The organism is Neorhizobium sp. NCHU2750 (genome assembly GCF_003597675.1).
In the GTDB taxonomy this organism is placed as follows: Bacteria; Pseudomonadota; Alphaproteobacteria; order Rhizobiales; family Rhizobiaceae; genus Neorhizobium.
Map to the genome: position 1 here is coordinate 260,001 of NZ_CP030828.1, position 17,451 is coordinate 277,451.

The 17,451-nt window shown below is 57.7% G+C and carries 14 protein-coding genes, 1 tRNA gene and 2 rRNA genes (1 of these 17 cut by a window edge); 14 read left to right on the forward strand and 3 right to left on the reverse strand.

Annotation, left to right across the window (positions count from 1 at the left end; all coding sequences use genetic code 11):
• The 12 genes from NCHU2750_RS21940 to NCHU2750_RS21995 form a co-directional block, all read left to right on the forward strand.
• A 23S ribosomal RNA gene (locus tag NCHU2750_RS21940) occupies window positions 1–1,255 on the forward strand; it begins 1,544 nt to the left of the window's first position.
• Window positions 1,256–1,494: 239 nt separating this feature from the next.
• Window positions 1,495–1,609: ribosomal RNA gene (gene rrf, locus NCHU2750_RS21945) — 5S ribosomal RNA — on the forward strand.
• A 248-nt stretch (window positions 1,610–1,857) separates the two neighbouring features.
• A tRNA-Met gene (locus NCHU2750_RS21950) sits at window positions 1,858–1,934 on the forward strand.
• A 471-nt stretch (window positions 1,935–2,405) separates the two neighbouring features.
• Window positions 2,406–3,128, forward strand: a complete 723-nt coding sequence (hutC, locus tag NCHU2750_RS21955; protein ID WP_119943897.1) for a histidine utilization transcriptional repressor HutC — start codon at window positions 2,406–2,408, stop codon at window positions 3,126–3,128.
• A gap of 246 nt (window positions 3,129–3,374) precedes the next feature.
• Window positions 3,375–4,502 (forward strand): ATP-binding cassette domain-containing protein, encoded by a 1,128-nt coding sequence (locus NCHU2750_RS21960; protein ID WP_119944317.1) that lies wholly within the window; start codon window positions 3,375–3,377, stop codon window positions 4,500–4,502.
• A complete protein-coding gene (locus tag NCHU2750_RS21965; protein ID WP_119943898.1) occupies window positions 4,492–5,136 on the forward strand; it encodes an ABC transporter permease in 645 nt (214 codons plus the stop codon). The genes NCHU2750_RS21960 and NCHU2750_RS21965 overlap by 11 nt, the downstream gene beginning before the upstream one ends.
• A gap of 4 nt (window positions 5,137–5,140) precedes the next feature.
• Window positions 5,141–5,830: an ABC transporter permease gene (locus NCHU2750_RS21970; protein WP_119943899.1), complete on the forward strand. Its 690-nt coding sequence runs from the start codon at window positions 5,141–5,143 to the stop codon at window positions 5,828–5,830.
• A gap of 53 nt (window positions 5,831–5,883) precedes the next feature.
• Window positions 5,884–6,801: an ABC transporter substrate-binding protein gene (locus NCHU2750_RS21975; RefSeq protein ID WP_119943900.1), complete on the forward strand. Its 918-nt coding sequence runs from the start codon at window positions 5,884–5,886 to the stop codon at window positions 6,799–6,801.
• Between the two features lie 116 nt (window positions 6,802–6,917).
• Entirely contained in the window at window positions 6,918–8,435 is a 1,518-nt protein-coding gene (locus NCHU2750_RS21980; RefSeq protein ID WP_119944318.1) for an HAL/PAL/TAL family ammonia-lyase, read from the forward strand.
• A 30-nt stretch (window positions 8,436–8,465) separates the two neighbouring features.
• The gene (locus NCHU2750_RS21985) at window positions 8,466–9,671 is read left to right on the forward strand and encodes a CaiB/BaiF CoA transferase family protein (RefSeq protein WP_119943901.1); all 1,206 of its coding nucleotides are present in this window, start codon (window positions 8,466–8,468) and stop codon (window positions 9,669–9,671) included.
• A complete protein-coding gene (locus NCHU2750_RS21990) occupies window positions 9,672–10,580 on the forward strand; it encodes a 3-hydroxyacyl-CoA dehydrogenase family protein (protein ID WP_119943902.1) in 909 nt (302 codons plus the stop codon).
• 2 nt (window positions 10,581–10,582) lie between these two features.
• Complete coding sequence (locus NCHU2750_RS21995) at window positions 10,583–11,359, forward strand: enoyl-CoA hydratase-related protein (RefSeq protein ID WP_119943903.1); 777 nt, start codon at window positions 10,583–10,585, stop codon at window positions 11,357–11,359.
• 80 nt (window positions 11,360–11,439) lie between these two features.
• On the opposite strand, the gene NCHU2750_RS22000 is transcribed toward NCHU2750_RS21995, so the two are convergent.
• The gene (locus NCHU2750_RS22000; RefSeq protein ID WP_162939750.1) at window positions 11,440–12,684 is read right to left on the reverse strand and encodes an MFS transporter; all 1,245 of its coding nucleotides are present in this window, start codon (window positions 12,682–12,684) and stop codon (window positions 11,440–11,442) included.
• Between the two features lie 464 nt (window positions 12,685–13,148).
• Here NCHU2750_RS22000 and NCHU2750_RS22005 point away from each other — a divergent pair, with 464 nt between their 5' ends.
• Window positions 13,149–14,363: an NAD(P)/FAD-dependent oxidoreductase gene (locus tag NCHU2750_RS22005; protein ID WP_502703869.1), complete on the forward strand. Its 1,215-nt coding sequence runs from the start codon at window positions 13,149–13,151 to the stop codon at window positions 14,361–14,363.
• Window positions 14,364–14,462: 99 nt separating this feature from the next.
• Here NCHU2750_RS22005 and NCHU2750_RS22010 read toward each other — a convergent pair whose 3' ends face one another.
• Together NCHU2750_RS22010 and NCHU2750_RS22015 are read right to left on the reverse strand one after the other, a co-directional pair.
• Window positions 14,463–15,299: an aspartate dehydrogenase gene (locus NCHU2750_RS22010; protein WP_119943906.1), complete on the reverse strand. Its 837-nt coding sequence runs from the start codon at window positions 15,297–15,299 to the stop codon at window positions 14,463–14,465.
• Between the two features lie 121 nt (window positions 15,300–15,420).
• Window positions 15,421–16,179, reverse strand: coding sequence for an SDR family oxidoreductase (locus NCHU2750_RS22015; RefSeq protein WP_119943907.1), 759 nt, complete (start codon window positions 16,177–16,179; stop codon window positions 15,421–15,423).
• Between the two features lie 391 nt (window positions 16,180–16,570).
• Between NCHU2750_RS22015 and NCHU2750_RS22020 the strand changes: the two genes are divergently transcribed.
• Window positions 16,571–17,437, forward strand: coding sequence for a LysR family transcriptional regulator (locus NCHU2750_RS22020; protein WP_119943908.1), 867 nt, complete (start codon window positions 16,571–16,573; stop codon window positions 17,435–17,437).
• The last annotated feature ends 14 nt before the right edge of the window (window positions 17,438–17,451 follow it).

Consider the following 17,451-nt stretch of genomic DNA (forward strand, 5'->3'; position numbering starts at 1 on the left):
AAACCGACACAGGTGGTCAGGTAGAGTATACCAAGGCGCTTGAGAGAACTATGCTGAAGGAACTCGGCAAATTGCACGCGTAACTTCGGAAGAAGCGTGACCCCTTTTTACGCAAGTGGATTGGGGTGGCACAGACCAGGGGGTAGCGACTGTTTATCAAAAACACAGGGCTCTGCGAAGTCGAAAGACGACGTATAGGGTCTGACGCCTGCCCGGTGCTGGAAGGTTAAGAGGAGGGGTGCAAGCTCTGAATCGAAGCCCCAGTAAACGGCGGCCGTAACTATAACGGTCCTAAGGTAGCGAAATTCCTTGTCGGGTAAGTTCCGACCTGCACGAATGGCGTAACGACTTCCCCGCTGTCTCCAGCATAGACTCAGTGAAATTGAATTCCCCGTGAAGATGCGGGGTTCCTGCGGTTAGACGGAAAGACCCCGTGCACCTTTACTATAGCTTTACACTGGCATTCGTGTCGGCATGTGTAGGATAGGTGGTAGGCTTTGAAGCGGGGACGCCAGTCTTCGTGGAGCCATCCTTGAAATACCACCCTTATCGTCATGGATGTCTAACCGCGGTCCGTCATCCGGATCCGGGACAGTGTATGGTGGGTAGTTTGACTGGGGCGGTCGCCTCCGAAAGAGTAACGGAGGCGCGCGATGGTGGGCTCAGACCGGTCGGAAATCGGTCGTCGAGTGCAATGGCATAAGCCCGCCTGACTGCGAGACTGACAAGTCGAGCAGAGACGAAAGTCGGTCATAGTGATCCGGTGGTCCCGCGTGGAAGGGCCATCGCTCAACGGATAAAAGGTACGCCGGGGATAACAGGCTGATGACCCCCAAGAGTCCATATCGACGGGGTTGTTTGGCACCTCGATGTCGGCTCATCGCATCCTGGGGCTGGAGCAGGTCCCAAGGGTTTGGCTGTTCGCCAATTAAAGCGGTACGTGAGCTGGGTTCAGAACGTCGTGAGACAGTTCGGTCCCTATCTGCCGTGGGTGTAGGAATATTGACAGGATCTGTCCCTAGTACGAGAGGACCGGGATGGACATATCTCTGGTGGACCTGTTGTCGTGCCAACGGCATAGCAGGGTAGCTATATATGGAAGGGATAACCGCTGAAGGCATCTAAGCGGGAAACCCACCTGAAAACGAGTATTCCCTATCAGGGCCGTGGAAGACGACCACGTTGATAGGAGGCGTGTGGACGTGCAGCAATGCATGAAGCTTAGCCTTACTAATAGCCCGATTGGCTTAATCGCTCTCATTGATCAATGCTCATCATCGCCGCTTCCGCGGCGACGATAAGCCTTAAACCTTGTCCTGACGGCGTACGCATCCTTCGGATGCTGCCTGCGGACGGCCCGCCGAACGATCGGCGACGGCCTGAAGGCCTGTATGGGTGCCAAAAGCATCGATGCAGACTGCAAAGGTTCATCTGACGTGTTCAATCAATCACTCTTCGAGTGAACCAGCTTCTCTTCACATTGCCCTTAAATGACCTGGTGGTTATGGCGGGGCGGCCGCACCCGTTCCCATTCCGAACACGGCCGTGAAACGCCCCAGCGCCAATGGTACTCCGTCTTAAGACGCGGGAGAGTAGGTCGCTGCCAGGTCTTTTAAAGGCAATGAATGCAACACGCATGAAAACAATCTTCTCAACACATCTCGGCCCAAGCCGAAACTCCGATTGGGCCGCCTAAAGCGGCCCTTTATTGTTTGCAGAACGAAATAAATGAAGGTTGGCCCACAGGCTTCGGCCGGTGCCCACCTTACAGGAGACAACGAGCTCACCTCGTTGCTCCGGCAGAAAGCATCACAGCATAGCTGTGACGCTACCGCGCAAGCAAACGCTTGCGCTTGGCGCGGGGTGGAGCAGCCCGGTAGCTCGTCAGGCTCATAACCTGAAGGCCGCAGGTTCAAATCCTGCCCCCGCAACCAATAATCCGTCCACAAAGAAAAGTCATCAAAGGTCCCAGCACCTCTTCCGAGAGGGCGAGGCTACTCGTCCCGAGCACCATAACCTCATGCACGCAGATCCAAAGCAGGCCAACGCAAAAACAGGGCCGAAAAAACTCAAAACCAAAATACACACGATCCCTGCATCAAATCTCCTCAATAAAAAACATGATGCTGCTGCTTAAGCGGCTGATGACCGGAATGCCTTACGCATTTCTCGGCAGGCTGGTCGTCGGTTCATGTCGCCTCAAAAGCCTCAGGCGCGATTTTCTCTCGCAGAGTCTCTATCTCTTCCTATCCGGATGCCTGCATCCACCATTTTTTCTCTTTCCCAGTGGTTCAGGCGAATACGCGATCCGTGCCGTTGTGTCCCTAATAGAATGGCACTAGTAGAATGGACAGATCTCTCGTCCGGGGGCGATCCAAACAAGAAAAGTGCTTTACGGTACGTCCATGTTGCCTGATCCCCTGCCTCTATACGAACAGATCAAGACGCATGTTTTGGATCGCATCGCCGATGGCACGTTTCGGCCGGGTTCCAAATTGCCGAGCGATAATCAACTCGCGAGCGAGCTTGGTACCTCCAGGCTGACCGCAAACCGCGCCCTGCGTGAATTGACGGCCAGCGGCGTGCTGAAGCGCGTAAATGGCGTCGGCACATTTGTTGCTCAGCCACGAGCTTCCTCCACGTTCGTTCTCGTACACAATATTGCAGATGACATTCGCCGGCGCGGCGACAGCCTTTCCATTCGGACCCACAAGGTTGAACTCGCGAAGGTTACCGGCGAATTGGCTCCCCATTTGGGTTTGAGTGCCGGCGCCCCGATTTTCCATTCGTTGATTGTCTACTGCGCGAATGAGAGCCCGGTGCAATTGGAGGACCGGTTCGTATCGCCGGAGTTTGCTCCGGACTTCCTCGCTCAGGACTTTGGACTCAAATCGACTACAGACTATTTGCAATCGATCGCGCTGCCGACGAGAATCGAGCACGAGATTCAAGCGGCACTTCCGAATGCGTCGGAAGCACGTCTGCTTGAGGTCAAGTCAAGCGATCCGTGCCTGGTGGTGTCGCGACGCACATGGGTCGGGGCTGCCGTAACAACGTTTACGCGGTTTATCCATCCCGGCACGCGGCATACATTCATAACGCAAGAGAACCTGGATGAGCGCCGCTAGATCGACCTCCATCCGAACGATGCGCAGAGGGCGACTTAACCTCCTGGGACCTATTCATCGGCGGGCAAATCGGTGCCGGTTTTAGGGCCGTTGCTCTCGGTCACATTATCGGAGCGGTACCCCATCGTCGGGTCGCGCACTCTTTTTGTGCAATTTTTCGCCTGGATCAAAAAATAGCGATTTTAGTTGCGGAGGGAAATTTGCTGATGTACCTATATATACAGGTTGATATAGGTGGGTCGTCTTTTGATTTCGTTCGAACAGGTAACCAAGCATTATTCAGGCGATGTGCCCGCCGTCAGTGAGCTCACGCTCGTCGCGCCGACGGGTAAATTGACGGTGTTTGTCGGTCCCTCCGGATGTGGAAAAACAACGTCGCTGAGGATGATCAACCGGCTCGTCCGGCCGACGTCGGGAACGATAAGGCTCGGCGATGAGCCGACCGATCGGATGGACGAGGCGCTTCTTCGGCGCAGGATAGGTTATGTCATCCAGCATGCCGGGCTTTTCCCTCACCGTACTATTGTCGATAATGTTGCGACGACAGCGCGACTGAATGGCGTTCCGAAGGCTCGGGCGCGGGCGATCGCACTTGATTTGCTGGAGCGTGTCGGCTTGTCCGGTGACTTTGCAAGCCGTTATCCGTGGCAGCTTTCTGGCGGTCAGCAGCAACGGGTCGGCGTGGCCCGTGCGCTGGCATCGGATCCAAAGTTCATGCTGATGGACGAGCCCTTCAGTGCCGTCGATCCAATCGTTCGCAGTCAGCTGCAGGATGAATTCCTTCGGCTTCAGAAGGAGATGGGAAAGACCATCATTATGGTCACCCATGACATTGATGAAGCCTTGAAGCTTGGTGACCAGGTGGCCGTGCTGCAGGTCGGTGGTCAGCTTGCCCAGATTGCAAGCCCGCAGGAGCTGCTGACAAGGCCCGCCAATCCTTTCGTCGCGGATTTCATCGGCCGCGATCGTGGATATCGCTTCCTCGGTTTCATCGGGGCGAATGGCCGTCTGCCGATGAAGCGCGAGAAGACAATTCATCTCGGTGCGACACCGGACGAGGCACGCTCGGTGGCACAGGATGAATGGCTGCTCGTGCTTGGCGACAGAGAGGAGCCGATCGGCTGGGTGCGGCCGGCCGAATTGCGGCAACCTGTCAGGATGGGTGATCTCAATCTAAGTAGCACGTTTGCAACGCAGGATGGCTCGCTGAGGCATCTGCTCGATGCCGCGCTCAGCTCTCCCAGCCGCCGTGGCGTCGTTGTTGATAGAGACGGACGTTTCGCTGGAACGATCACGGTCGGCGATCTTCTTGCATTCCTGGGAGATGCACCCTCGCTGTCTGCCGATTCAACGAGGCGCGACGATGCGATTTGATTGGCTGCTTCGAGAATCCGGCGCAATCGCGGGCCTTTTCTGGTGGCATGTCGGCCTGTCCGTGGTGCCTGTGGTCATCGCGCTTCTGCTTGCCATTCCGCTTGGCTGGCTTGCTCACAGGAGCGGGCGTCTGCGCTCGGCAATCCTCGGCGCAGCGGGGCTTCTTTATACGATCCCATCGCTGGCGCTGTTCGTGCTGCTTCCATGGGTGCTGCACACACGCATACTTGATCCGGTCAATGTCGTTGTGGCGTTGTCGGTCTATTCGCTGGCGCTCCTGGTCAGAACCGTTAGCGATGGGCTTGCGGCCGTTTCGCCCGACACGCTGCAAGCGGCAACAGCCATGGGATACCGGCCTGTTCAGCGCTTTCTCTGGGTCGAATTGCCGATCGCAGTTCCGGTCATTGCTTCGGGATTGCGCGTGGCACTGGTTTCAAACGTCAGCGTCGTCTCCGTCGCGGCGCTTGTTGGAACGCCGCAACTCGGGCTGCTTTTCACCCAGGGCCTTCAGCTTCGATTTGTAACGCCGTTGATTGCCGGCATCGTACTCTGCCTGCTGCTGGCAATTGTCCTCGACGGCATTGTTATTCTGCTCGAGCGTTTACTGACGCCCTGGCAGCCGAGAAGGAGCTAGGCCGATGATCAACTGGCTCCAAAATTCGGCGCAATGGGAAGGATCTGACGGCATTTTCATGCTGCTTCCGCAGCATGTGGAATACAGCGTAATCGCCATCCTGATTGCCGCAGTCATCGGTCTGCCGGTAGGGCTTTTCGTCGGGCATACAAAGCGGGGAACGTTCGCCATCGCGGGTCTTGCCAACGCCTCCCGCGCACTCCCAAGCCTTGGCTTGATCGTGCTGCTTGTCATCGTGATTGGGCCTTATTTCAAGACCGACATGGCATTCCTGCTACCGAGCATCATCGTTCTCGTGCTGATTGCCGTGCCACCGATCATGATGGGTGCCTATTCCGGAGTGGTCTCGGTCGATCCGGCCGTTGTCGATGCCGCGCGGGGCATGGGCTATCGGCCACTCTCCCTTCTTTTCTCGGTCGAGATGCCCTGTGCGCTGCCACTCATTCTTTCGGGCCTTCGCAGCGCCACCTTGCAGGTCATATCGACCGCCACCATTGCCGCCTATGTCTCGCTCGGCGGCCTCGGCCGGATGATCATCGATGGGCGCGCGCAGAACGATTACATGCAGATGGCTGCAGGCGCGATACTCGTGGGGCTTCTCGCCCTGGTGGTCGATCTCCTGCTCGGCCTTGCCTCCAAGATCGCAGTCTCACCCGGCCTGACACGCCGGGCTGCGAAGGGTGCATCCAACTGATGTGCATCCTGCAATGCAAGCAACAATAAGTCACGGAACAGCTAGGAAAACTCATGTCTCTGAAGCGTACGTCCCTCTCATTCGCTACAGTCGCGCTCTCTGCGCTCGTATCATTGACCGCCATCGCAAGGGCCGACGATCCGTTGTCGGGCGGCTCTACCAGATCCGATAGCAACACTGTTGTCGTCGGCTCTGCGGACTTCCCCGAAAGCCAACTCCTTGCGACGATCTACGCCAAGGCGCTGTCGGCCAAGGGCATGAAGGTGGACACCAAACTCAACATCGGCAGCCGCGAGGTCTACATGCCTGCGTTGCTGGACGGCTCCATCGACCTGATTCCGGAATATGCCGGGGCGACACTCAGCTATCTGGATAAAAACGCGACGGCACACGCTCCGAAGGACGTTGTCGATGCTCTCGGCAGGGCCTTGCCGAAGGGCGTGTCGATGCTCCAGGCCTCTGATGCGCAGGACTCGGACGTTATGGCCGTAACCGAAGAGACTGCCAAAAAATACAAGCTGACCTCCATCGATGATTTGAAGCCTGTTGCTGGTGAACTCGTGCTCGGTGGCCCGCCGGAATGGAAGACCCGCAAGGAAGGCGTCGTGGGTCTGAAGGACGTTTACGGACTGACATTCAAAGAGTTCAAGACGCTCGATGTTGCTGGGCCGATCACCTTGTCGGCGCTGGTGAACGGCCAAGTTCAGGCTGCCGATATGACCTCAACCGATCCTGCCATGGTGGCAAGCAAGCTTGTTGCCCTGAAAGACACGCGCAACCTGTTTCCCGCCCAGAACATCCTGCCGATCATCGCGACAGCGAAGACCAACGACAAGATCGCCTCTGTGCTGAATGCCGTCTCGAAGGCACTGACGACAGAAGACCTCGTGGAAATGAATGGTCGTCTCGCAAATCAGGACAGCTTTGATCAGGTTGCCGGAGACTGGCTCGCAAAGCACGGATTGAACTGAGCAAAGTCGCGGCAGCCGTCCGAGATAGCGGTTGCCGCATGCCGACCGAAGCACGAAAGTTCTTGGCATCCGTTGACACTTAAGGAGAAGTCATGACCGAACACCTTAGTCTGACGATGGCGCGGGGTAGCGTCGAGTTGGGAACCGGTCCGACGACCATTGCCGATATCGCCGATATCGCAGCAGGGGCGAAGGTCGTGCTCTGCCAAGAGGCGCTCGACGGGATGCGATCGGTGCAGCAGCGTCTGCTGGATGCAATAGAGAGACGGCAGCCGATCTATGGCCTGACGACGGGCGTCGGTGATCTATACACTGTCTCGCTTGGTCCAGATGATATTTCGCGCGCTCAATTGAATATGCTGCGCAGCCACGCAAGCGGAATGGGCAAGCCACTGGAGGCTGGTTCCATACGCGCCATCATGGCCACGATGATCAAGGCTCTCATGCAGGGCTACAGCGGGGTGAGCCCCGAACTCGTCCTGACCATGGCGCAGATGCTCAACCGTGGAGTTATCCCGTGGTCGCCCGCAAAAGGTTCGGTCGGTTATCTGATTGCCACGGCCCATATTGGGCTGGTGGTGTTCGGTGAAGGCCGCGCATGGTTCGGCGAGGAACTTCTGGATGGTCGGGTTGCCATGGAGCGTGCAGGCATTCCGGTCCTGACCGCAGGCCCGCGTGAAGGCCACGCGCTGATCAGTGGCACCTATGAAATTACCGGGATCGGGGCTCTGGCGGTCCATCAGGCGGAGCAGTTGGTCCGCATTGCCGACGTCGCCGGTGCCATGTCCCTTGAGGCGCTAAAGGGCAACAGCAAGGGCTATGACGAACGGCTTCACAGGATAAGGCCGCATATAGGGCAGGTCGCAACTGCTGCACGTCTGCGCGCGCTTCTGGAAGACAGTGAAGTGCTTGCCGCGAACCGCGATCATCGCCTGCAGGATGCGCTCAGCCTGCGTTGCATTCCCCAGGTTCATGGCGCCGTGCGCGATGCACTCGACTACTGCACCAATGTCCTCACCATCGAAATCAATTCAGTGACCGACAACCCGGTATTCGTGGTTGAGGATGACGAACTCATCCCATTGCCGGGTGGCAATGGTCATGGTGCCCCGACCGCATTGGCGCTGGATGTGCTGGCAATCGCGATCGCCCATGTCAGCACGATGTCCCAGGCGAGATCCGATCGGTTGACGAACGGTCACATCAGTGGTCTGCCGGCCTTTCTCGTCAATGAGGGCGGGGCAAATTCCGGCTTTATGATACCGCCCTATGCTGCGGCTGCTATTGCCGGCGACAACAGATCGCTGGCGGCCCCGGCATCGGTTCACACGGTTTCGACATGCGCAGGGCAGGAGGACCATGTCAGCATGGGCGTCTCTGCCGCCATGCAAGCTCTTGCTGCCGCAGACAACCTTGCCGACATAATCAGCATCGAATTGATCTGTGCGGCCCAGGCGTTGGACTTCCAGCTTCCGCTACGTCCGGGCAAGGGAACGGCCGCCGCCTACGACCTGATCCGTGGCGTCGTTGCCAATCGCGACAGCGACCGCCCCATGTATCCCGAACTCCAGGCTATTCGCGACCTGATCGACAACGGCTCGCTTGGCGCATCCGTCGAGCAGGCGATCGCCTGACGATAAATCCTCTGATTTCCGGAGCTATGAATGACAAGAGACACCGCTGCGGTGAGACCGCTTGACGGCGTGAAGGTGCTGGACCTCGCCCGCGTTCTTGCCGGCCCACTTTGCTCGGCCATGTTGGCCGATCTCGGCGCCACCGTTACGAAAATCGAAATCCCCGATCGTGGAGACGATTCGCGCGCCTTCACACCGCATATCAACGGTGAGAGCAGCTATTTCATGCTGGTCAACCGAGGCAAGAAAAGCGTGACGATCGACCTCAAAGCGGAAGAGGGACGTGCCTTGCTGCTCGATCTGATCCGCCAAAGCGATGTGCTCGTCGAGAATTTCCGCCCCGGCGTCACCCAGCGCCTTGGTATCGATTTCGAAACCGTTCGCAGCCTCAATCCCCGCCTCGTCTACGTGAGCATTTCGGGATTTGGCCAGGATAGTCCGATTGCCCAGCGCGCCGCTTACGACCATGTGGTTCAGGCTATGGGTGGTATCATGACCGTCACCGGCTGGCCGGATGGGTCGCCTACCCGCGTCGGCGACGCAATCGGCGATGTTGTGTCGGGCATATACGGCTCCTGGGGCGCGCTTGCCGCTCTTCTGCAGCGGGAACGTACGGGCCAGGGCCAGCACATCGACGTGTCGATGCTCGACTCGATCATATCATTGCAGATGGTCTCGCTTTCGCAGATCCTCGGTGGCAAGGAACCGCCAGGGCGTCTTGGCAATGCCCATCCGATCAGCGCGCCGATGGATTCCTACCGTACAGCGGATGGTTTCGTCGTGATTGCAGTCGCCAATGATGCATTGTTCGCACGCCTGGCAAAGGCACTTGGTCAACCGGAATTGGTAACGGACATCCGCTTCCGAACGGATCCGCTGCGCATGGAGCACCAGAGTGAGCTTCGCCTGATCATCGAGGAATGGGCAAGTGCCCATAGCGTCGATGAGGTTGTCGACCTTCTGGAGGCTGCAGGCGTTCCCGCTGCGCCGATCTACAACATCGCACAGGCCATAGCCTCGCCCCATGCCAAGCATCGAGGGCTCATTCATACGACGCAACACCCCGTTGCGGGAGAGTTTCAGGTCATGCCGCAGCCCGTTCGTTTCAGCGACGTTCCCGCGGAAGGCAACTATGTGGCGCCGTCTCTGGGCGCCGATACGCAAGCCGTTCTTGAGACTGAACTTGGCCTTTCGGCAGAAAAGATCAGTGACCTGCGTTCAAGGGGAGTTATCTGAATGACGTCGGAAGAGCATAAGAACACGCCGGTGTCGCCAAAGGTTGCGGTGGTTGGCGCGGGCACGATGGGGTCCGGCATTGCCGCAGTTTTTGCTGCCCATGGCTATCGGGTTTCACTTTTCTCACGCAGTCTTTCTACTCTCGACAGAGCGCGAGCGAATATTGCTGCCGTGGCAGAAGGTGCCGCGGTCGAATATACGACCTCTCTGGAGCAATGCCTGGCGGATGCCGATGTCGTGAGCGAGAATGTTGCGGAGGACCTTGCCCTCAAACAAGGCATTTTTAGCCAGTTTGAGGCGTTGACCGCCGGCGATTGTCTGCTGACGACAAACACGTCCAGCGTTCCGATCAGCTCGATCGCGGCCGACTTGGCAAGGCCGGAACGAGTGGTCGGTATTCACTGGTTCAACCCGGCAACAGTCATGCCCCTGGTGGAGATTGTCCGTGGCGCCAGGACGTCTGACGATGCCGTCAGCAGGGCTCGCACCCTCTGCAAGTCCATCGGCAAGCAGGTCATCGAAGTCAAGAAGGACATTGAGGGCTTCGTCATCAATCGTCTGCAATACGCGATCTTGCGGGAAGCGCTGCATCTGGTGGAGATCGGCGCGGCCTCGATCGAGGATGTCGACAAGGCTGTAGAAACGACCCTGGCACCGCGCTGGGCATCAGCGGGTCCCCTGAAGTTGATGGATCTTGCGGGGCTCGATGTCGTCGAGAAGGTTTCAAGGATCCTTATGCCCGCGCTCGACCGGAGCACGGCCATCCCTCCGCTGGTTGCCAAACTTTGCGGCGAGGGCGCTCTTGGAACCAAGGCCGAGCGTGGCTTTTACACGTGGACTGCCGCGGAGATCGCAACTGCCATCGATCACCGGGACAGCACGGTTCGTTCGCTGACGGAAAAGGGATAGCCATGACCGAGCAACTCATTCTGACTGAAGAGCGAGGCGCGGTCGGTCACGTCATTCTCAACCGACCGGCCAAGCGCAATGCGCTCAGCATGGAGATGTTGACGGATCTCGTCACCGCGCTTCGCCAATATGAGGAGCAGCCATCCATCCGTGCCATCGTCATCAGCGGCACTGAACGTGGTTTCGCTGCGGGCGCCGATATCGGCACGCTTGGGTCCGCCGGGCCGATCGATCTCTATACCAGTGGCTTCAGCGAGAAGTGGGATCATGTCGCGGCAATCTCCAAGCCCATCGTCGCGGCCATATCGAGCTATGCGCTTGGTGGTGGGCTGGAGCTTGCCTTGACCTGCGACATCATCGTCGCCGACATGACGGCGGTGCTGGGGTTGCCCGAAACAGCCATCGGGATCATCCCGGGAGCCGGTGCGACGCAACGGCTGGTGCGTGCTGTGGGTAAATCCATGGCGATGGAAATGGTGCTTGCAGGTCGGCGGCTTGATGTCGAGGAGGCATTGCGTTGCGGTTTGGTGAGCAGTGTGGCCGCCGAGGGAGAGGATGTCGCAGACAAGGCGCATTCCATAGCAGAGCAAATCGCTCAAGGCGGGCCTTTGGCCGTGACCATGGCGAAGGCGGCCATACTCGAGAGTTTCGAGACATCACTTTCCGCAGGTATTCGATACGAACGGACGATGTCCGCGTTGATCTCCGCGAGCGCGGATCGCAAGGAGGGGCTTGAGGCATTCTCGCAAAAGCGACCCCCTCTTTTCACCGGCCGATGATCGGTCTTTTGCCAAGATGCTGAGCAATGCCCTCCGGTCTCGCCATTGAAAGGTGACGTGGAGAACTTGTGCTCAGCTCACTAGAAGCCTTCCGTCAACCCGCCGGGCCGGTCATCGGCTCGAAGGTCGCGTCGAAGAGAGAGGCAAGCAGCCATTGCTAACAAGAGTCCACCGCAACCCAGCGTCAAAAAGAGAGCTTGAGGTGCCACATGGGTCATCAGACCGGAGGCGAGACCTGGCGTGCTGATATTGGTGAGCGAATAGACAAGTAACAGATAGCCGGAAACGGTAGCCATCAGCTCGCGGTTCACCCGTGAACCCGCATAGGCTACGGCAATCGGGTATATTGTCAGGGCAGTGGCGCCATAGACGAAAAAGACGGGAAAGAGCAATATCGGGTTTTCTGCACTGAGCCACGGGATCAATGCGCAGAATATTACCACTCCGCTTCCCTGGAACATGAGTATCACACGGCGATCCAAAGAACCGGATAGCCAGCCGATCGGGACCTGAGCCAATACCCCCCCAAGGCTGAAAGTCGTCATCAAAGCGACGGTTGTTGCGGCAGGCAGTCCGACACCAGACCCGTATAGTGGCATCAGCGAATAGAAATTCATGTTCGTGGTGCCGGCCTGAAGAACGCCTATGACTGTCAGCGGAACAAGCAGGACGAGTTGTAGCGGGGTAATCTTTCGGCGCTCCCGGAGCTCGGAGGCAGGCGCTTCTTGTGAACTGGCGGTTCGCGGCCAACGCCCGACGGTGACGTATCCGTAGCCCAGACCAACGATGACAATTGCAAAAGCCAGCGCGAAACCGATGCGTTGATGATCAGCATTGAGCCCCGAGACTATCTGTCCCAGCAGAGCGCCGAGAGAGGTCGCAATCATGTAGAGCGCGAAATAAGCGCCCCGGTTTTCGGGGGATGCATATCCGTTTATCCAGCTCTCGCAATTGATAAACAAGACTGCCATCGCCAATCCGTTGATGATGCGAAGGCTGAACAGCAATGCCGGATCGTCCAGAAAACTGAAGCCCAAGGTCGCGCAGGCCATGGCTGCGATGGCGAGCCAACACGTGATCGCGTTGCCGAGACGGCGAACGATGGTACTTGCCGACACGCAGCCCAGGAGAAAACCCATGGGGAAGCCGGTGAGAACAATCTGGATCGACAGGGGAGAAAATGTGCCACTGCTCAGATGTAGGGACACCTGTGTCGTCAGGAGCGAATTGCCGCCGCATACGATGCTGATGCTGGTCATGAGCTTGAATACGCTCGCATGTAGCCCGCTTGTCGCGGACGGAAATAATTTCGTGATCAATTTCAATGTTTTTGTTTCCTTCAGGACCGGCAGGTAATGACCTGATCCCATGCGACAAAAACGAAATATCCGATATTATAGGCTTGTCAAATCGATTTTATGAATTCAAATATTGACGCGACGGGAGTTGCCGAAATGCATTCGGCGGTTCCGCAAGCGTGACTTTGGAATACTCCAGCTTTGCCCAGAATAGGGCTTTCACTGTCTAAGAGACGATGCTCGCGAGCCTTGTTGCCGGCAAGTGCCGACACGATCAAGAAAGTGACGAACTCCCGCGGTCGAGGACGTTCTACCGCGCCCAGCGCAGATGGCGGTGGCTATCTGAAGGCTGCTCAAGAGATCGATGGCACGAGCACTCTGCTCGGATTTAGTTGGCTCTGATGACCTCAGGCGTCGAGCGCGCCTGGTTGTCAGCAGAGCGTGGAATTTAGGAAATTGAGATGTCTGACTGTATTGTTCTAGGCGCCGGGATGATCGGGGTTTCGGTTGCTATTCATCTGGCTGAGCGAGGGCGATCGGTTGTCTTGATGGATCGGCGGGGAGTGGGGGAAGAGACTTCCTTCGGGAATGCCGGCCTGCTTCAGCGGGAAGGGGTTTCACCTCACGGATTTCCGCAGGATCTGCCGACGATATTGCGCCATGCCCTTAATCGCAGCATAGATTCTCATTATCACCTTGGCGCGTTGCCGGCGATTGGGCCTTTTCTCGCCCGCTATTGGTGGAACTCGCGACCTGCTCGATATCGCCATATTCAGCGGGCTTACGGATCGCTGATCGAGAGATCTGTGGATGAGCATGCGGAACTGATCAGAAAGTCAGGCGCATCGGCATTGATCCGAAAAGATGGTTGGATTTCCGGTTACCGTTCTGCCCATGCCTTCGATATCGCGGCGGCCTCTGCCGATAGGATGAAGTCGGAGTTCGGGGTCGAACACGCCAAGCTCTCGCGTGGAGAATTCTCAAAGGCCGAGCCGAGCTTCCTGCAGCCTATGGCTGGCGCTATTCGCTGGACGCCGACCTGGTCGACAACCAGTCCCAATGCTCTGATCCGGTCTTACGCTGATTATTTCAAGTCTATCGGGGGGCAGATCTGCATAGGCGATGCCTCAACTCTGGCAGAGACCAAGACCGGATGGCGTGCCAATTGTGCTGATGGCGTTATCGACGCCAAAGATGTGATCATTGCTCTCGGCCCATGGGGGCGGAAATTGGCCTCGTCACTCGGTTACCGACTACCACTGGCGGTCAAGCGTGGCTATCACATGCATTATCAGGCCCAGTCGGAGCGACCGCTGAACAATTGGTTCTTCGATGCCGAGATTGGCTATATGGTGGCGCCGATGGATCGTGGAATACGACTGACGACGGGTGCCGAGTTTGCACGCCACGATGCTCCGCCGACGCCGGTCCAGCTTGATCGCGCCGAGCCATTCGCACGCCAGGTGATCCCTATGGGAGAGCGCATTGATGTCAAGCCCTGGATGGGCGCACGACCCGTGACACCGGATATGCTTCCTATTGTCGGGCCTGCGCCGCGACACAAGGGGCTCTGGTTTGCGTTAGGGCATTCACATCACGGCCTGACACTCGGTCCGGTTTCGGGACGTTTGCTTGCGGAGCAGATCACCGGCCAGCCGACCGCTATCGACCCGTCGCCCTATCTCCCGACGAGATTCAAGATCTAGGATATCCTGCACGTTCGCGGGCCTGTTCCCAGACTGTAGCGCCCGCGGACGGCATAGCGCTCTCGAATATCGCTTGATGAAGCAGCAATGCGTATTGTTTCAGCTGCCGATACGCATAACGGCATTGATGCTTTTCAGGGCGCTGTAAATGGAAAGAGCTGTGATCCGGCCTGTTGCAGGATTGGCCGGATCAGGCACATTCTCGATCGTCATATCGAGGCGTGTGCTATCCGCTTCGATCGCAACGCGATGAGTATTCCTCTCAAGCTCCGGATCCGCCCAGATCTCGACCATCGTCCGTTCAGGCCCAATGCCTGCGAGAGCTAGTGCCGCCGCGACGTTGACATTGGCGGGAAAAGCAAGCGCTGCTTCCCGAGCGCTTCCCTCGAATATCTTCAACGCTTTCGGCAGGTTCGAGAGATCGAGGCGATTTTCAATGACGAATTTTGCTTTTTCCAGAGAGGAAGGCGGCTTTCTGGTAACCAGCCGGGCCGAGAAGATTTCGCCTTCCGCTGCTGCGCGAACGGCGTCCAAGCCCAGAAGAGCACCCGTGGCCAGAATTATCCGGCCTCCTGCTGCCCTGGCGATTTCCTTGACCTCCATATTCGAGAGAAGTGCCGCTCCGCTGACGGTGACAAGCTGGCGCCCCGCGCCCAAGGAGGCTTCCGCAATAGCCCTGAACGCAGTCGCCGGCGCACAATCGACAATGATATCGCAGCAGGCGACAAGATCATCCAGCCCCATGACCGGTATGGTCCTGTTGGCCACTTGAATGGCCTCTACATTTTTAAGCGATTTCCCGCCGTTGACACCGGTCAGGACGAAGCCTGCAGCCTCTTGAACGAGCAACCGCGCCACTCCGTTTCCGATCGCACCCATCCCGACTATTCCGACACGCGGGTGGACCTTGGCTGTCGGTTGTTGTTGCTCCGCCATGAGCACGTTCCCTCTGGTTCAGTTATTCTTGCAGATAATCAAGCCGAAGCCCGCTATCGAACGCCCTTGACGCGCCCCATATCTCTGCGTCTGAGCAAGCGGGCCTGCTTGTGAGGTTGGGCTAGATGGCCTTGATCATGCCGCCGTCGACGCGAATAGAGGAGCCAGTGACATAGCTCGCCTGAGCACTGGCCAGGAAGACTGCCGCCGCCGCAAATTCCTCTGGTCTACCATAGCGGCCGACTGGGATGTCATTGCGTGACGATGCCTGCACGGTCTCGATGCTCGCACCCGTATTCTTGGCTTTGATACCGTCCAACTCGCGAACGCGGTCGGTGTCGATACGGCCGGGCAGAAGCATATTGACAGTGACGCCATGTTTGCCGACCTCGGATGCCAGTGTCTTCGACCAGGCGGTGATAGCCGCGCGCACGCCATTTGATAATGCGAGGTTGGGAATTGGCTGCAGGACGCCTGACGAGCCGATTGTGATGATCCGTCCCCATTTTCTGGCGATCATGCCCTCGAGCATCGCATCGGTGATGCTGAAAATCGACGCGGCCATCATGTCGAATGCGGCTGCCCAGTTCTCGGTTGATTGCCCAAGTGCCGGACCTGCCTTGGGGCCGCCCGTGTTGTTGATCAGGATGTCGGTTCCGCCCTGCAGTTGCATGTGCTGGATCAGAGTAGACACGGAGGTTCTGTCGGACAAGTCGACGGAGATCGGGATCATGTCGGCTGCCGGTTCTATGCCGTCGATATTGCGCGCGGCTGCGAACACTCTTACGCCTTCATCTCGAAGTCCCTGCGCGATGGCAGCGCCGAGGCCTCGGCTGGCGCCAAGAACGAGCGCAGTTTTGCCGGCAATTTGAAAATCCATGGGTCGTGTATCTCCTGAATGCGGGTATTAGGCTTGATCTGAAATGACGGCGCTTTGCGTCATTTGGATATGTCAGAGCCGCACTTTGCGGCCGGGATCGGCAAGGCCTGTTGCTGCTCCACCGTGTGATCCGAAGATGCGGCAAGCCCATGATGAAAGAGGCCATGCAGCCTTCCTTGCAAAGTGCATATTGCTCAACCGAGGGCATGCCCACTAAAGCAATGGTGGTCGGGAATTCAGGCCATGAACATCCTCGCCGTCTCGCGTTCGGGGCGTGCTCCATTGATTGGCTTGAGTGCCGGGCGACTGAATTCAGGGCTAGGTAGCAGTCAAATTATTATTTGACAATCCGATACTATGAAGTTTTAATATTTGAAAAGGCGATGTAAAAATGAACCTCGATACCCTACGCAGTTTTCTCGACGTGGCCGAAACGGGTAGCTTCAGCCTGGCGGCGGCTCGAGATGGCGTCATGCAATCGACCGTTTCCGGCAGAATTCAAAGCCTGGAGCAGGAGATCGGTAGCCTTCTGTTTTCACGCGGGCGTGGTGGTGCGGAGCTCACTCCGGCCGGCCAGGATTTTCGAAGCTATGCGGAAAAGATAATCCAGACCTGGAGCCAGGCGCGCCAGCAGATCGCTTTGCCTGCGGGCTATGTCGGATCCTTCCGTCTCGGTGGCCCGGTATCGCTTCAGGACAGGCTGAGCATAGCCTGGGTGCTCTGGATGAAGAATAACGCCCCTGACATCGCTCTGCATCTGGAGGCAGGTTATTCCGATGTCCTGACGGAAGGGGTGGCATCGGGGATGATGGATGCCGCGATCATGTATCTGCCGCGTCAGCGGCCCGGGCTCGTAGTCGAGACGCTTTTTCAGGAAGACTTGATCCTTGTGCGCCATTCGGAGCTTGACGGCTCATGGCAGGAAAATCTTGTTTTCGTCGATTGGGGTCCTGAATTTCGGGCTGGCTTCAATCAGGCTTTCGCCAATGTCGGCGCGCCGACTCTGTCCGTCGGATTGGGAGCGCTTGGTCTTCAGTACGTTCAGGCTCTTAAAGGAGCGGCATATCTGCCACGCGGGCTGGTGTCGCCCTTGCTCACTGACGGCAAGCTTGTGGCGGTCGAGGATGTGCCGGTCTTCCGCCGCCCCGTTTACATCGTTTATCCGACACGAGGTCGCGATCAGGCGCTGCTTGAGAAGGTCGTTGCCGGCCTGCGTGAACTCGCGTCAGGACTTGACCGAGACAATTCCCCAACCTGACGTAATGGTGCATT

What these genes read in the sequence shown, in the direction of transcription:
- hutC (WP_119943897.1), top strand. Translation starts at nt 2,406, where the DNA reads ATGTTGCCTGATCCCCTGCCTCTATACGAACAGATCAAGACGCATGTT.
- NCHU2750_RS21965 (WP_119943898.1), top strand. Translation starts at nt 4,492, where the DNA reads ATGCGATTTGATTGGCTGCTTCGAGAATCCGGCGCAATCGCGGGCCTT.
- NCHU2750_RS21970 (WP_119943899.1), top strand. Translation starts at nt 5,141, where the DNA reads ATGATCAACTGGCTCCAAAATTCGGCGCAATGGGAAGGATCTGACGGC.
- NCHU2750_RS21975 (WP_119943900.1), top strand. Translation starts at nt 5,884, where the DNA reads ATGTCTCTGAAGCGTACGTCCCTCTCATTCGCTACAGTCGCGCTCTCT.
- NCHU2750_RS21980 (WP_119944318.1), top strand. Translation starts at nt 6,918, where the DNA reads ATGGCGCGGGGTAGCGTCGAGTTGGGAACCGGTCCGACGACCATTGCC.
- NCHU2750_RS21985 (WP_119943901.1), top strand. Translation starts at nt 8,466, where the DNA reads ATGACAAGAGACACCGCTGCGGTGAGACCGCTTGACGGCGTGAAGGTG.
- NCHU2750_RS21990 (WP_119943902.1), top strand. Translation starts at nt 9,672, where the DNA reads ATGACGTCGGAAGAGCATAAGAACACGCCGGTGTCGCCAAAGGTTGCG.
- NCHU2750_RS21995 (WP_119943903.1), top strand. Translation starts at nt 10,583, where the DNA reads ATGACCGAGCAACTCATTCTGACTGAAGAGCGAGGCGCGGTCGGTCAC.
- NCHU2750_RS22005 (WP_502703869.1), top strand. Translation starts at nt 13,149, where the DNA reads ATGATCGGGGTTTCGGTTGCTATTCATCTGGCTGAGCGAGGGCGATCG.
- NCHU2750_RS22010 (WP_119943906.1), bottom strand. Translation starts at nt 15,299, where the DNA reads ATGGCGGAGCAACAACAACCGACAGCCAAGGTCCACCCGCGTGTCGGA.
- NCHU2750_RS22015 (WP_119943907.1), bottom strand. Translation starts at nt 16,179, where the DNA reads ATGGATTTTCAAATTGCCGGCAAAACTGCGCTCGTTCTTGGCGCCAGC.
- NCHU2750_RS22020 (WP_119943908.1), top strand. Translation starts at nt 16,571, where the DNA reads ATGAACCTCGATACCCTACGCAGTTTTCTCGACGTGGCCGAAACGGGT.